Origin of the sequence: Pseudoalteromonas sp. SWYJZ19 (assembly GCF_015864375.1) — a bacterium.
In the GTDB taxonomy this organism is placed as follows: domain Bacteria; phylum Pseudomonadota; class Gammaproteobacteria; order Enterobacterales; family Alteromonadaceae; genus Pseudoalteromonas; species Pseudoalteromonas arctica.
Genome location: NZ_JADYXI010000004.1, coordinates 69,987 through 84,545, shown reverse-complemented (window position 1 = coordinate 84,545; position 14,559 = coordinate 69,987). Strand labels below are relative to the sequence as shown.

The window sequence follows — 14,559 nt, the reverse complement described above, 5'->3', positions numbered from 1 at the left end:
TTCTACATGTTTATATATAAATTAGTCAGCGCAACAAAGGAACGTTCCAACTTTATGGTTTGCATTGAGTATTTGTCGTATTGATAATACGGTCTATCTCGCCACTATTATGAAACTGATAAAGCCCTTCATTTATGTCCTCTAAGACTAAAAGCCATTTAGGTGTAAGCTTACTAATAGCAAAATATAAAGGGTTGTATTGCAGAGGAATGCTTTCTTGCTCAATAGAAGAAAGCAAAGATTGTTTTTCAGGTTTAGTTAAAGAAGAATAAGTTACTGAGAATTTAAGAACTTGAGGGTCGCCTATAATCAAATCAACACGTTTAGCAACCAGAAGCTGAACAAGCTGTAAATCATCAACAGAGGTAATAACTTCAAACTCAGCATTGTCCATCATGGCATCAAACTCAGGCGTATTTTGATACCCACGAACAACACCAATCTTTTGCCCTTTAAGCGATTTTAAGTTTCCAGTGAAACGGTCTGTATCGCCTTTCCTTTTTAAAAATGCAATTTCGCCACCTTTAAATGAATTAGATAAACCGAGCAATTCTCGACGTGTTTTACCATTAACATAATCGGAGGGGGCTGTATCTTCTATAAAGTATTCAGGCATTAATATATCAGCTTTGCCTAGTTCTACATTTCGTACAGCTCTTGCCCAAGGCAAAAATTCAATATATACGCTGTAGCCCTTACTATTTAACAAGGCAATTGAAAATTGATAAACCCAGCCTTTATTACATAAATTATTACCAATATAAGGAGGCCAATCGAGTGTGGCTAAATGGAGTGTTTGTTTGGGGTTGTTCGCTTCATAGAGCACTCCTGATTTGTGGTAATGTCCAGTTAAAACATGTTGAGTACCATTTTGATAATACTCAACTGATGTGTCAGCAAAACAATTACTACTTGTCAGTAATAATATAAAATAAAACAAGCGCATTCTAGTATCTATTTATGATTTATAATGTTTTTAAGTTTAGCCAAAACTAACATTTTTGCACAAATAAACCTCAATTAATCAGATGCTTTTTGCCATTTCATTTTATTGTTCGTATCACGAGAGCTAATAATAGTATCGTCACTACTCTCAACGCCGCCTAATTTAGCTAAGCGATCATACAAAACAACATTACAGGTAGCCGCTAAGTTCATGCAGCCAATAGTTGGAATATATACCACTTCATCACACCACTTTAAAACGTCTTTTGGCACAGAGCCATCTTCAGGGCCAAAAACATAAAACGCATTTTCAGGATGCTTAAACTCAGGTAAAGGTGTTGCACCTTCAATAAGTTCAATAACAACAACGGTAGCACCCTGTGGCTTTACTACTTCTAAACTATCAGTTTCGGTAAGCGGGATACGCTCAAGTACATTTTTTGTGTCGGTATGAAATTTCTTGGCGTTTAAATAACGATTACCAGTAAAGAAAACCTGTTTAGCGTCGTAACACCCTGCAGCACGCAATACGCCACCAACATTAGTCGGGCTTTTAGGATTAATTAAACCAATTACCGCTTGTTGTTTGCTCATTAATCAGCGTCCTTTGTTGGCCACTCTGCAATGTACAAATCAAAGTCGTCTAGCTTTACATCGCAATCTTTTACTGTTTTGTCTTTTACAGAAATCCCTAATTCGTGCATTTTTGTTTTATCGCCATTGTTTAATAACGGATGCCAAGAAGCCAAACCACGACCTTCATGTAAACGACGGTAGCTGCAGCTTTGTGGCATAAAAAAGATGTCTTTAAGGTTTTCTTTTGTGAGTTTTACACAAGAAGGAACAAGCGTTTGGCGGTTTTCGTATTCGCTACAACCACAGGTGTTGTTATCAAGATACTGACATACAATATTAGTAAATATTAATTGCTCACCTTCGCGTAACTGATCGGTGGCGGTAAATTCGTCTTCATCTTCGCTATCAATAAACGTATTTAAACAACATTTTCCGCATCCATCACAAATGGCTTCCCATTCGTTTTGACTCATGTCGCTTAAGCTTTTTTTAAGCCAAAATTGTGTATTTGCTAATTGTTGATCAAACATAGTTTACTCGTGCCCCCTAAAGAGCGCGCATTCTACCGTATTGCTGTAAATGGCGCAAAGCCAATACCCTTTCAAAGTACAGGCTTTGCGCTACAAATTAGCTTTGAGATTTAACCCAACGCTTAATTTTTTCCTCAAGGATTGGCATTGGCAATGCGCCATCAATTAATATTTGCGTGTGGAACGCTTTAATATCAAATTTATTGCCGAGTTCTTTTTTTGAATAATCACGTAGTTCTTGAATTTTAAATTGACCTAACTTGTAAGAAAGCGCTTGGCCTGGCCATGCAATATAACGCTCAACTTCAGCAATTACATCACTTTTAGCCATAGATGAGTTAGCAAGCATGTAATCAATACCCTGCTGACGCGTCCACCCTTTTGCATGAAAACCAGTATCAAGCACTAAACGCATTGCACGTAATTGCTCGTCTGATAAACGCCCGTACCACATGTATGGGTCGGTAAATAAGCCTAGCTCTTTGCCTAAACTTTCTGCGTAAAGTGCCCAACCTTCTGCAAATACGGTGTAACCACCAAATTTGCGAAAGTCAGGTAAGCCGTCTATTTCTTGTTGCAGGGCTATTTGAAAGTGATGACCTGGCGCTGCTTCATGAATAGATAAGGTTTCGAGTAAAAATTTCGGCTGTGCTTTTAAGTTATAGGTATTGATATAAAAAATGCCTGGGCGAGAGCCATCAGGTGCAGGAGATGCATACGACGCACCAGCTGCAGACTGCGCTCTGTATGCTTCAACCGCTTTTACAACGTAAGGTGCTTTTGGTGCTATGTTAAAAAGCAGAGGCAAACGCGCATCTATTTTTTTCTTAACGTTTTCATATGCCGCAATTAACTCCTGTGGCGTATTGTAGTAAAACTCGTCTGAATTACGTAAGTGGTCAAAAAATTCAGACAATTCGCCTTTAAAACCTACGGTTTCTTTTACTTTTTTCATTTCGCTTAAAATACGCGACACTTCACTTAAACCAATGTCATGAATTTCATCTGCAGATAAGCTAAGCGTCGTGTTTTTCTTAATTTGGTATTCGTACCATGTTTTACCATTTGGTAAGTCACTATAACCAACGCTTTCTCGGCTATTTACAATATACTGATTAGCTAAAAAGTCACTCATGCTTTTATAAGCCGGTACTAAGTGCTGCATAATCAATTCACGATACTGCGCTGTAATTTTTTGCTTTTGCTGTGCGCTAAACGAGTCTGGTAATTTTTTAATTGGTCCCCAAAATAGTGAGTCTTCGGCATTTTTAACTACATGAGCTGCAAATTGTGGCTGCAGTTTTTCAGCAAGTGGTTTTGGTAACGTAATACCTAGTTTAATGCCTTGCGCCATTGAACGCTCTACACTGGCAAGCCACTTTACAAAACCTTCGCTACGCGAGATAAAAGCCGTGTAATCTTCAACGGTATTAAACGGCTGAGCACTTTGGCCTGAACCAAAACCTGCAAAGGTGTTATGCGCACCCGCCATTTGGTTAATTGGTAGTAAATAATCAGGAAACTGCATGCCTTCTAATTTAAGTGCAAGGTCGCGCTCTAATATTTCAAAACTTAAAAGCGACTGCCCTGTTAACTGTGCTTTATCTATAAAGTTTAAACGCTGTTGATATTTTTTATAAAAAGCCGCTTTTTTAGCTCTATTTTCTTTTGAAATCACAGGCGTAAATTGATCGTTAAACTCGTTACGACCATTATACGTTGCGCTGATGGGGCTATATGTAAGCGATTCATCGTAATACTGTGCAACAAGTACATCGAGCTGTTGCTCTGCCGAAAGCTCTGAAACAATACCTGCCGATGCGTTAACGGTGTTTAACTGCGCACTGTTATTAGTGTGTGTACTAAGCTCAGTATTCATACAGCCACTTAAAGCAAACATAACGCCACTGGCAACTAATGCTAATTTAATTGATTTCATGATAATCCTTTTTAATATCGTTTTTTGATTATGCGCATTAAGCCTTACTTAATAAAGTAATTACGATAGATTGCGTTCATCGTATTAAATTTGCACTTTTATCTGAGCTTGTTACATTTCTATTAATTCAAATATGATTTAAAAGAAAAATAAAATGAAAAAACAACTACTCAGCACCTCTATTGCCTTACTGTGTTTAACTACTTTTAATGCCCATGCCGTTACATACCTATCGGCTAAAGCCATGGTTAATGTGGAAGATGGCAAACTCATTAAATCGCCCTTGATTACTATTGATGATGGCGTAATTACAAACATTGAACAAAATAAAAAACCAACGCTAACTAAAGATGATAAACATATTCAACTACTTGATTTAACCCTTATGCCAGGTTTAATGGATATGCATGTGCATTTAACAAGCGATCCGACCGTTCCACGCAGTGAACGTTTAGGCCAGTCAGTTCCTAGAATGGCAATTAAAGCGGCTCATTTTGCTAAAAGAACCTTAGAAGCCGGATTTACAACAGTTCGTAATGTTGGCGCAGAAGGTTACAGCGTTATAGCGGTGCGTGACGGCATAAATGCGGGTGACATAGTTGGCCCTCGTATTTGGGCTGCGGGGCCATCACTCGGAATTACCGGCGGGCACTGTGATAACAACCGATTACCTCCTGAGCTTAAATATACTTCAAGTGGCGTCGCAGACGGTCCATGGGCTGCGCGTATAAAAGTACGCGAAAACATTAAATACGGGGCAAACGCTATTAAGTTTTGCGCCACCGGTGGAGTATTTTCAAAAGGGACTAAAGTAGGTGCACAGCAGTATTCTTTTGAAGAAATGAAAGCCATTGTTGATGAAGCCCATATGCGAGATTTACCTGTTGCAGCTCATGCACACGGTACAAGCGGGATTAAAACAGCCATTAAAGCAGGTGTTGATAGCGTAGAGCACGCCAGCTTTTTAGATGACGAAGCCATAGCCCTTGCCAAAGAGCATGGAACTTGGCTTTCTATGGATATTTATAACACCGAATACACGCTAACTTATGGCGAGCAAAACGGCGTAGGCGAAGAAAATCTAAATAAAGAACGCCAAGTTTCTAAAAGGCAACGTGATAGCTTTAGCCGTGCTGTAAAAGCGGGTGTGAAAATGGTCTTTGGAACGGATGCAGCAATTTACCCGCACGGAGATAATGCAAAACAGTTTAGCCGCATGGTTGAATTTGGCATGACAGAACTACAAGCCATTCAAGCATCCACTATTAATAGCGCTAAGTTATTAAAAATGGATACTCAGTTAGGGCAAATTAAAACCGGATTTGCTGCTGATATAATTGCTGTGAAAGAAAACCCGCTTAAAAACATTAAAACCTTAGAGTCAGTACCCTTTGTAATGAAAGCAGGTGTTGTTTATAAAAACCAATTGTAAATACACACTATTAAGGCTGAGCTTACTTAGCCTTAATAAACCCCTCACCCATCTCAAACAGCCTATAAAAGGTACAACGTACCTTTTATAGGCTTAACTTTGTTTATTAATTACCCGAACAGTTTTATTTAATCAAATAAAATGAACTTTCTATTCACTTTAAAAACAATAACCATTATCATTCGCGCAAATTCAATAACGCGAATAGTTATCACTCTATGAAAACGTTTAAGTACTCTCTTATTACTCTTGCTTGTTTAAATGCAAATATGGCATTTGCCCAAAATACACAAGTTGATGCTGATATTGAACGCATCAGCGTATACGAAAAACAAAACCGCGTGGTGATGAGCTCAGGTCTTGCTACTAAATCAGACATGTCTTTAATGAAAACACCTGCACCGGTTGTGATTATTGACCGTGAACTTATTGAATCTCAAGGTGTAGATAGCCTACAAGATTTAGTTAGAAACGTAAGTGGTTTAACACAAGCAGGTAATAACTACGGTATTGGTGATAACTTAGTAATTCGTGGTTTAGATGCAAACTACACCTACGATGGTATGTATGGTGGTGCAGGCCTGGGTAATACATTTAATCCAACTCGTTCACTTACAAATGTTGAATCTGTTGAGGTTTTAAAAGGCCCAGCAACAGGTTTATATGGCATTGGTAGTGCGGGTGGCGTAATTAACCTAATTGAGAAAAAGCCAGAATTTGAAGAAAAACACAAAGTATCGGCTGAGCTTGGCCAGTGGGATAGCTATTCATTATCGTTTGATAGCACTAACGCTATAACAGATGACTTGGCCTATCGTGTAATGGCTAAAACAGCGTCAAGTGACGGCTTTCGCGATTTAAAAGAAGATCGCGACGAAATTTATACCTCGCTTAAATACGTACTAAACGACAGACAAAACATCATGCTTTCTGCAGCCTATATAAAAGATGAAATAGCGGTTGATTCTATTGGTCACCCTATTCGTATTTACAACGCAGAAACTGCAAACGGTTTAAGCGCGGGTGAAGTAACCGGTGCCGATTTAGTAAACGATCCGACAGGAAGCGGCGTACAGTTAAGTGATGCGCAACGCGACCAACTTGCTAATTCGCTATCTGCATCTGATGGCTTAACACCTTATAGCTTTGGCACAAATGGTATTATTTCACCAATGGCTGATGCCAACGAAGGTGAAGAGCTGCGTTTTAAATTAACGCATAACTATTACATTACTGACGATTTGTTTTTAAACCAGCAACTACAGTACCGTAACTACACATCAAGTTTTGCACGCCAAACAGGTGCTTATAACTACGTTTATTCAACGCGCGATTCAATTATAAATAACGACCCTCGTGCACCTTTAGTTGAAGATGGTGTACTTTACCCGTATGCAGCACGCCGTCAAGAATACCGCCAGGTAGAAGCAGATGAAAAATCGTGGCAGTACTTTTTAGATTTACGTTATGACTTTATGTTAGGCGACGTAGATAACGAATTACTTATTAACGCAAACTACGAAGATAGAGATATTCGTTTTAAACAATTCTCAATATGGGATCAAGATTACGTACTCACAAACAATGATGGTGATGTAACGTACCAAGGTTCTTTGCCGTATATTTACGATATAAGAGAACCAAATTGGCCATCTGGCAGCTTTGATGACTTCGATCCACTTAAAACCAGCGACTACAATAAAAAAGTACAAGCATGGGGCTTAGGCATTCAACATGTTGGTTATCTTACTGAAGAGCTTACAACGCGTATTGGTGTAGCATATAACCGAATTGAGCAAACTTACGAGCACTTTGGTGTAGATGAGCGCTATAGCTCAAGCCGCGCAGAGCCAACACCTGAAGCGAGTACATCAGATTCTGGCTTAACGTATAATCTAGGTGCAACGTACCAGCCATCTGAAGATTTATCTGTATTTGTAAATCATTCAAAAGGTCGTACAGCGTATAGTGTATTGGGATCTGTTGCGGGTAATGAAGCAGACAGAGAAGATTCTGAATCAATGAGTAACGATTTAGGCTTTAGATTTAAAGCGTTTGATGATCAACTACTGGCTTCTGTTGTTATATTCGAAAGCTCTCGTACTAATTTAGAATACGCAAATCCACTTTATGACGCTTTAACATCAGGCTCAAATGTACCTGAAAGCTATTATGATGGTAAAGAAGAAACAACAGGTATTGAACTTGATTTAAACGCTTACTTAAATGATAAATGGAAAGTAAACGTAAACGGTATTTATCAAGATGCACGTGACAAAAGTAACCCTAACAGCAGCAGTTACGACACACGCCAAAAAGGTGTACCTTACGTAACAGCAAGCACGTGGGTAACTTATTACGCAGATATGTTTAACTTACCTGAAGCTGTAAATATAAGTGGTGGTATTACATTTGTAGATAACAGAAGTACTAATTCAAGTTCGTTCTCAATTCCTGATGGTTACGTACCAAGTTACACGATTTACGATACAGCGGTATCGTATACAACTGATAAATGGCATATGCAGTTAAACTTAAATAACTTGTTCAACAAAAAGTATTACTCAAAAGCGATGTTTTTAGGTGGTATGCCAGGGGAAGAGCGTAATGCAAAACTAAGTTTTAGTTACACTCTTTAACTAGTTAACCTGAACTCTGGATAATAAATCTATCTTAACCAGAGCTCAGGTTAGTTAAATACTTAAAAAGCACGGTATTCTAATTTAGAAGCCGTGCTTTTTTGTGTTTTATAAACGCTTAATCTAAATTAAATAGTAACCACTATGCGACCGTTAATTTCACCTTTGAGCATATCATCAAAAATCTCGTTAATGTCCTCTAAGCGTTTTTCTTCAATAATCGCTTTTACTTTACCTTGCGCTGCAAATTCCAAGCATTCTTGCAAATCTTTACGTGTACCAACAATAGAGCCCACTACTGACACGCCATTAAGCACAGTATCAAAAATAGGAAGCGGCATATCCTCTGGAGGTAATCCCACTAATACACATTTACCGCCACGGCGTACACTTTTATAAGCTTGTTCAAACCCAGCTTTAGATACCGCAGTACACACAACGCCATGCGCACCACCTACTTGTTCAAAAATAGCTTCGCTAGGAACAACTTCTTTAAAGTCGAGTGTTATATCTGCGCCAAGCTCTTTAGCAAGCGCGAGTTTTTCTTTACCTGTATCAACAGCTATTACATTAAAACCCATTGCTTTAGCGTACTGTACTGCTAAATGACCAAGCCCGCCTACACCAACAATAGCAACCCACTGCCCAGGTTTAGCACCAGATACTTTTAATGCTTTATAGGTTGTAACACCTGCACAAAATAATGGAGCAGCTTCAGAAAAGCCTAATCCCTCAGGTATTTTTACAACGTAATCACCGTGAGCCAAACAATATTCTGCATAGCTACCATCAATAGAATAACCCGTATTATGCTGCGATAAACACAGTGTTTCTTTGCCATCTAGGCAAAACTCACAGTGCCCACATGCACTATAGAGCCAAGGAATACCCACTCTATCGCCAACTTCTAAGTGCTTAATGTTGCTTCCAACTTTATCAATAACACCAACTCCTTCATGCCCTGGAACTAATGGCATTTTTGGCTTTACCGGCCAATCACCATGACAGGCATGTAAATCGGTGTGGCAAACGCCACAAGCGGCTATTTTTACTAAAACGTCGTTTATTCCAACCTCAGGAATTGGCAGATCTGTTATTTGTAATTTACCTTTGTATTCATTATTAATTGCAGCTTTCATAGTCATTCCATCGTATGTGAAAAAAATTAAAAATAAGGATTTATTTACGTATTGTTGTGTACAACATATCCCAATATAGATGTATAAATATTAATCTAAATCATACTTTAGTCGTTAAAATCAATTTATAAAATGGCTAAGAACTTGCTATCCAAAATGAGCGTGCTAGCATTTACTTTCTGAAATTACTGAAAGTTACTAAGCTATGAGTTTATCCGAAAAGAATTTTGCCTTTGTAATGCATTGTGGTGAGATGGGCAGCCGCTGGGGATTCAATCGTACGATTGGGCAAATGTGTGGTTTGCTGATTATTACTAAAAATCCAATGACAGCCAATGAGATTGCAGATGCGCTTAGTATTTCTCGCGGTAATGTAAGCATGGGTATTAAAGAGTTGCAATCGTGGCAATTAATTAAAGTGCAGCATATTCCTGGCGATCGAAAAGAGTACTACGCCCCTGCTGGCGATATTTGGGATATGGCAAATCGCGTATTTGAAGAACGTAAAAAGCGCGAAATTGAGCCCACCTTAACATTACTACGCGATAACTTATTAGATGAAGCCAGTAACGACGATGAGCTTTATGCACAAAAACAAATGGGGAAAATTCACAACCTACTTGAAACTGTCACTAAATGGTCATCAGAGCTGCAACGTTTAACGCCAGAGCAACTTAATAAGCTGATGAAGCTAGGTTCTGGAATTGGTAAAGTTATTGACTTAAAAGATAAAATATTCAAAAAAGAATAAAGCCGCAATTGCGGCTTTATTTATATGTATATTTTAATAATTAGATTTTTGGATAACCAATTCTATCCGACAAGTAACCTACGCTAGTAGCAAAGTAATACGAGCGATTCCAATGCATAAATACTTTGTAGTTGTCGTACGCTAAATACATACGGCCATTTATATCATCAGGCATAACCAGCGCAGCACGTACGTCCACATTAGGTAAATCAGAGCCATCAGCTTTACGTACACCCAGTGCTTGCCAATCAGCTAATGAGCGCTCAGAATCATTCCAATATTCTAACCACTGCTTGCGCGTTTTTGTACCACGCACCAAAACGTATTTACTATCAAAGTTTTCAGGTAACTGTACTTGGCGACCCCACGTAAGAGAGTCGTTCCAGCCTTCTTGCTTTAAATAGTTAGCAATTGAAGCAAAAGCATCTTCTTTTGTGGTCCAAATATCTTTACGGCCATCATTATTGTAATCAACCGCGTAAGCATTAAAAGAGGTAGGCATAAATTGCGTTTGCCCCATTGCGCCTGCCCATGAGCCTTTAAATTTATCAAGCGTGATATGGCCCGATTTTAAAATGTCGAGTGCAGCCCAAAGTTGGCGTTTATAAAGCGCTTCTCGGCGTCCATCAAAAGCAAGTGTAACAAGTGACGAAATAACATTATGGCCACCTTGAATAGCGCCAAAGTTACTTTCAAGTCCCCACAATGCCACTATAAAGCGTGCTTGTACGCCAAACTCTTTCGCTACTTTTTCAAGTACATCTTTGTTTTCTGAATAAAGCTTGCGTGCGCGGTCTATTTTCCACTGTGGTACGCGTTTTGGTAAATACGTTTCAAGGGTTTCTTTTACTTCTGGCTGGTTTTTATCAGCCGAAACCACTTTTTCTTTATATGTTGCTGTTGCAAAAGCATCATCAATAAGTTTTGCTTCATAGCCTTTTGAGATGGCTTCTTGCTTTAAATTTGCTAAATAATCTTGAAATTCGGCCTGTGTTTTTGCCATCACAGATGAGCTTAAACATACACCACATAATATAACGATAAGTTTTTTAATCACTATCAACTCCATTTTCTTTTCGTAACTGACTTAGCAAATTTTGCTCAGGTGGTGGAATTTGTAAGTAGTAGCCTTTATCAGGGTTTGATAACGCTGCTTTTACAGTCTCTAAATCTGCCCCACCTAAATGCTCACGTTTTGCTAAGTTGATGATCATCACATAAAGAGGTTGACCGAACATAGCCATTAAAGGTTCCGGAACTTTGTCAAAATCATCTCTTTTTTCAACAAATAAGAACGTATCCGCTTTTTTCTTACTTTTATATACTGCTGTGAGCATTATGACCCTATAAATTCTTGCTTAACAATGCCGCACACTATAACATGAGAGTAATAATAAGTTAGAAAAATTAGATTAGAAATTTCAATAAAGGCCCTATTCAGCCTACGTTTATCTAAAATTAATTTCTAATCAGACAATTCAATTGAGCGTGTATGTCGGACCAAATTTTTGAGTTAAAAGGGAATCTTTTTACGTTATCAGTTTTGCATCTTTATAGTACTGATATAAACCTTTTAGCAGAACAACTATATATAAAAATAGCCCAGGCCCCTAAGTTTTTTGAGGGTGCTCCTATTGTTGTTAATTTAATTGAAATTAAAAACAGTTCACTTGATTTTGTACACTTAAAGTCATTAATCGAGCGTATGAGCTTTAACGCTGTTGGTGTATGTAATGGCTCAGATGAGCAACATACACAAGCTAAAGCTGCTGGCTTATCTGTTTTGAATTATTCACAAGACGTTAAGAGCGAACCTGTTAAACAAGAGGCTAATACGTCTATTGTAGAAAAAACAGTGCATTTGCCGGCGCAAATTATTAGCGGTACCGTTCGCTCTGGCCAGCAAGTTTATGCAAAAGACCGCGATTTAATCGTGCTTGGTGCAGTAAGTCACGGCGCTGAAGTTATTGCCGACGGTAATGTACATATATATGGCACGTTACGCGGCCGCGCTATTGCAGGCGCAAAAGGTTTTAAAGAAGCACACATTTTTTGCCAAAAACTTGAAGCCGAACTAGTTTCAATAGATGGTAACTACTGGATCAGTGATTCGCTACAAGGTGAACACTGGGGAAATGCAGTGCAAATACAACAAAAAGACGAATCATTAGAAATTTCAGCTTTGGTTAAAGGATAAATCTCATGGCAAAAGTAATTGTCGTTACCTCTGGTAAAGGCGGTGTTGGCAAAACAACATCAAGTGCTGCAATTGGCACAGGCTTAGCGTTAAAAGGCTATAAAACAGTTATTATCGACTTTGATATTGGTTTACGTAACTTAGATTTAATTATGGGTTGTGAACGCCGTGTTGTTTATGACTTTGTAAACGTAATAAATGGTGAGGCAAAACTTAACCAAGCGCTTATTAAAGATAAACGTGTAGATAAATTATTTTTACTACCCGCTTCACAAACTCGTGATAAAGATGCATTAACCCGTGAAGGTGTTGAGCGCGTATTAAACGAATTAAAAGAAGACTTTGATTACATAGTATGTGATTCACCAGCAGGTATTGAAGCTGGCGCTATGATGGCAATGTACTTTGCTGACGAAGCAATTGTGACAACAAACCCAGAAGTGTCTTCAGTTCGAGATTCTGATCGTATTTTAGGTATTCTACACAGCAAATCAAAACGAGCTGAAGAAGGCCTAGAAAACATTAAAGAACACTTACTATTAACACGCTATAATCCTAGTCGTGTTGAAAAAGGTGAAATGCTATCGGTAGAAGACGTACAAGATATTCTATCAATTCCACTGCTAGGTGTGATCCCTGAATCGCAAGCGGTGTTAAGTGCTTCAAACTCAGGCCAACCTGTTATATTAGATACAGAATCTGATGCAGGCCAAGCTTACTCTGACGCAATTAATCGCCTACTAGGTGAAACTGTCGATTTTCGCTTCTTAGACGTTGAGAAAAAAGGCTTATTTAAACGGATTTTTGGAGGTTAACGTGTCTTTACTTGACTACTTCCGCTCAGAAAAGAAAAACAGTGCGTCATTAGCAAAAGAGCGATTGCAGATCATTGTCGCGCACGAGCGTTCTCAACGAGGAACGCCGGATTACTTACCACAATTAAAACAAGATATTTTAGATGTGATCCGTAAATACGTGAACGTAAGTAGCGATGCAGTTCAGGTTCAGTTCGATCAGAACGAAGACGATTTAGCCGTACTTGAGCTAAACGTTACACTACCTGATGAAGAAAAGAAGTAATCGAAGAAAGGGCGCTTTATTAGCGCCCTCTTTATTTGTGTTTACTTTTTAATAATTACTATGAATATCTACGCTTTAATGCCTGCGCTCAACTAAAACTTTTTAACCATGTAATATGAATCAAAAGACCCTTATCACACAGTTAAAGGTATATATTTAGCGTTAAGTATCCCACTCTTTTAAAGCATCTTTAACGTAGGTATATCGCCAAGAGCTCAGTAAGTCAGGCTTTATATGACTCTGTTTTTGATCAGGCGTTAACTTCCAATTCCAACTAATCAATTGATTGATTTGCTTTTTAGAGGCCATAACGTCTTCTGGTATATTGTGCTCTTTAGCTACTTTAGTGATTTTTTGTTTTATATCTTTCGCTACTTTTTTATAGGTAGGAAAATCAATTAAGCGCTTAAGTACATCTGGATGCTCAGCATCTGGGACTTCTTTAGCAACTTCAATACACTTTATTATATCGACACCAGAGCGATTAACTTCAATAGCTTCAACTCCTGGAATTTGACGTAGAGCGTTTAAACTTGAAGGACCACGTTTGGCAATTTCAGTCATGTTATGTTCTTTTAACACAAAATTAAGTGCCAAATTTTTCTTGATAGCTTTATTTCTTCGCCATACAGCAAGCTCTTTTAACACAGCTAGTTCGTGCGGTTTAAGTTGCCATGCATTTTTAATATCTTTATATAAAAGCTCGTCAGGTGTTTGAAATGCACGTTTTTTGGCAATCAATTCACTTTCGTTTATTACAATGTCAAAGAAGCCAGCGGCATTAATGCGATCGATAATCAGCTCAAAACACGGTAATAAGTAAAAAGTATCAGCAGCCGCGTAGTCTAATTGTTTTTTAGTTAACGGGCGTTGCAGCCAGTTAGTGCGTGACTCACTTTTATCTATTTCAATACCTTGCAGCTCTTTTACCATAAGGGCAAAACCCATACAGTTGCCTTCACCAAGTAATTGTAATGCAAATTGTGTATCAAATAACGGGGCTGGAACAAAGCCTGCGTACTTTTGAAAAACTTCAATATCTTCTGAAGGAGAATGCAGTACTTTTAAAACTGCGGGATCTTTTAGTATTTCCCAAAAATCAAATAGTGAAAGCTCAGCTAATGGATCTATAAGTGCTAAGTGTTCACCATCAAAAACTTGGATAAGTGCAACTTCAGGATACAAAGTACGACGACGCATAAACTCAGTATCGATAGCTAAAATAGGTTTGTTTTTTATTTGTTCAACAAAAGTGTTCAGTTGATTTTGGGTTTCGATCAATTGGTATTGCACTTAATCTCCTACAATAAAAAAGCCGACATATGTCGGCT

14 protein-coding genes are annotated in these 14,559 nt (G+C 38.3%); 6 read left to right on the top strand and 8 right to left on the bottom strand.

Features of this window, described 5'->3' with window-relative positions:
• Positions 1-52: 52 nt before the first annotated feature.
• The 4 genes from I6F45_RS05490 to I6F45_RS05475 all read right to left on the bottom strand — a co-directional run bounded on the left by I6F45_RS05490 (position 53) and on the right by I6F45_RS05475 (position 3,990).
• Positions 53-946, bottom strand: a complete 894-nt coding sequence (locus I6F45_RS05490) for a substrate-binding periplasmic protein (RefSeq protein ID WP_197159898.1) — start codon at positions 944-946, stop codon at positions 53-55.
• Positions 947-1,020: 74 nt separating this feature from the next.
• Complete coding sequence (locus I6F45_RS05485; protein WP_197159896.1) at positions 1,021-1,539, bottom strand: RNA methyltransferase; 519 nt, start codon at positions 1,537-1,539, stop codon at positions 1,021-1,023.
• Positions 1,539-2,051, bottom strand: coding sequence for a YcgN family cysteine cluster protein (locus tag I6F45_RS05480; protein ID WP_165727974.1), 513 nt, complete (start codon positions 2,049-2,051; stop codon positions 1,539-1,541). Before I6F45_RS05480 ends, I6F45_RS05485 begins: the two co-directional genes overlap by 1 nt.
• A gap of 97 nt (positions 2,052-2,148) precedes the next feature.
• Positions 2,149-3,990, bottom strand: a complete 1,842-nt coding sequence (locus I6F45_RS05475; RefSeq protein WP_197159895.1) for a DUF885 domain-containing protein — start codon at positions 3,988-3,990, stop codon at positions 2,149-2,151.
• Between the two features lie 154 nt (positions 3,991-4,144).
• Here I6F45_RS05475 and I6F45_RS05470 point away from each other — a divergent pair, with 154 nt between their 5' ends.
• Together I6F45_RS05470 and I6F45_RS05465 are read left to right on the top strand one after the other, a co-directional pair.
• Positions 4,145-5,422 carry a Xaa-Pro dipeptidase gene (locus I6F45_RS05470; protein WP_197159893.1) on the top strand — a complete coding sequence of 426 codons (1,278 nt, stop codon included), beginning with the start codon at positions 4,145-4,147 and terminating at the stop codon, positions 5,420-5,422.
• 218 nt (positions 5,423-5,640) lie between these two features.
• Positions 5,641-8,061 carry a TonB-dependent receptor gene (locus I6F45_RS05465; protein WP_197159891.1) on the top strand — a complete coding sequence of 807 codons (2,421 nt, stop codon included), beginning with the start codon at positions 5,641-5,643 and terminating at the stop codon, positions 8,059-8,061.
• A 128-nt stretch (positions 8,062-8,189) separates the two neighbouring features.
• Here the strand turns inward: I6F45_RS05465 and adhP are convergent, their stop codons facing one another.
• Positions 8,190-9,200, bottom strand: a complete 1,011-nt coding sequence (gene adhP / locus I6F45_RS05460) for an alcohol dehydrogenase AdhP (RefSeq protein ID WP_007583268.1) — start codon at positions 9,198-9,200, stop codon at positions 8,190-8,192.
• Positions 9,201-9,405: 205 nt separating this feature from the next.
• Here adhP and I6F45_RS05455 point away from each other — a divergent pair, with 205 nt between their 5' ends.
• A complete protein-coding gene (locus I6F45_RS05455) occupies positions 9,406-9,951 on the top strand; it encodes a GbsR/MarR family transcriptional regulator (protein WP_197159889.1) in 546 nt (181 codons plus the stop codon).
• A 40-nt stretch (positions 9,952-9,991) separates the two neighbouring features.
• Here the strand turns inward: I6F45_RS05455 and I6F45_RS05450 are convergent, their stop codons facing one another.
• Together I6F45_RS05450 and I6F45_RS05445 are read right to left on the bottom strand one after the other, a co-directional pair.
• Entirely contained in the window at positions 9,992-11,008 is a 1,017-nt protein-coding gene (locus tag I6F45_RS05450) for a lytic murein transglycosylase (protein ID WP_197118976.1), read from the bottom strand.
• Complete coding sequence (locus I6F45_RS05445; protein ID WP_024591056.1) at positions 11,001-11,288, bottom strand: YcgL domain-containing protein; 288 nt, start codon at positions 11,286-11,288, stop codon at positions 11,001-11,003. Before I6F45_RS05445 ends, I6F45_RS05450 begins: the two co-directional genes overlap by 8 nt.
• A gap of 155 nt (positions 11,289-11,443) precedes the next feature.
• On the opposite strand from I6F45_RS05445, the gene minC reads away from it, so the two are divergent.
• From minC to minE, 3 genes are read left to right on the top strand one after another with little or no spacing between them, the layout of a single operon-like run.
• Positions 11,444-12,148 carry a septum site-determining protein MinC gene (gene minC, locus I6F45_RS05440; protein ID WP_007583271.1) on the top strand — a complete coding sequence of 235 codons (705 nt, stop codon included), beginning with the start codon at positions 11,444-11,446 and terminating at the stop codon, positions 12,146-12,148.
• 5 nt (positions 12,149-12,153) lie between these two features.
• Complete coding sequence (gene minD, locus I6F45_RS05435) at positions 12,154-12,963, top strand: septum site-determining protein MinD (protein ID WP_165727982.1); 810 nt, start codon at positions 12,154-12,156, stop codon at positions 12,961-12,963.
• A 1-nt stretch (position 12,964) separates the two neighbouring features.
• Entirely contained in the window at positions 12,965-13,228 is a 264-nt protein-coding gene (minE, locus tag I6F45_RS05430) for a cell division topological specificity factor MinE (protein WP_007377619.1), read from the top strand.
• Positions 13,229-13,390: 162 nt separating this feature from the next.
• Here the strand turns inward: minE and rnd are convergent, their stop codons facing one another.
• Entirely contained in the window at positions 13,391-14,521 is a 1,131-nt protein-coding gene (rnd, locus tag I6F45_RS05425) for a ribonuclease D (RefSeq protein WP_197118975.1), read from the bottom strand.
• Positions 14,522-14,559: the final 38 nt, after the last annotated feature.

Bases quoted from the DNA above. Each gene is read 5' to 3' on its own strand.
- I6F45_RS05480 (WP_165727974.1), bottom strand. From the start codon at position 2,051: ATGTTTGATCAACAATTAGCAAATACACAATTTTGGCTTAAAAAAAGC.
- I6F45_RS05485 (WP_197159896.1), bottom strand. From the start codon at position 1,539: ATGAGCAAACAACAAGCGGTAATTGGTTTAATTAATCCTAAAAGCCCG.
- I6F45_RS05490 (WP_197159898.1), bottom strand. From the start codon at position 946: ATGCGCTTGTTTTATTTTATATTATTACTGACAAGTAGTAATTGTTTT.
- I6F45_RS05475 (WP_197159895.1), bottom strand. From the start codon at position 3,990: ATGAAATCAATTAAATTAGCATTAGTTGCCAGTGGCGTTATGTTTGCT.
- adhP (WP_007583268.1), bottom strand. From the start codon at position 9,200: ATGAAAGCTGCAATTAATAATGAATACAAAGGTAAATTACAAATAACA.
- minC (WP_007583271.1), top strand. From the start codon at position 11,444: ATGTCGGACCAAATTTTTGAGTTAAAAGGGAATCTTTTTACGTTATCA.
- minD (WP_165727982.1), top strand. From the start codon at position 12,154: ATGGCAAAAGTAATTGTCGTTACCTCTGGTAAAGGCGGTGTTGGCAAA.
- I6F45_RS05445 (WP_024591056.1), bottom strand. From the start codon at position 11,288: ATGCTCACAGCAGTATATAAAAGTAAGAAAAAAGCGGATACGTTCTTA.
- I6F45_RS05455 (WP_197159889.1), top strand. From the start codon at position 9,406: ATGAGTTTATCCGAAAAGAATTTTGCCTTTGTAATGCATTGTGGTGAG.
- I6F45_RS05465 (WP_197159891.1), top strand. From the start codon at position 5,641: ATGAAAACGTTTAAGTACTCTCTTATTACTCTTGCTTGTTTAAATGCA.
- I6F45_RS05470 (WP_197159893.1), top strand. From the start codon at position 4,145: ATGAAAAAACAACTACTCAGCACCTCTATTGCCTTACTGTGTTTAACT.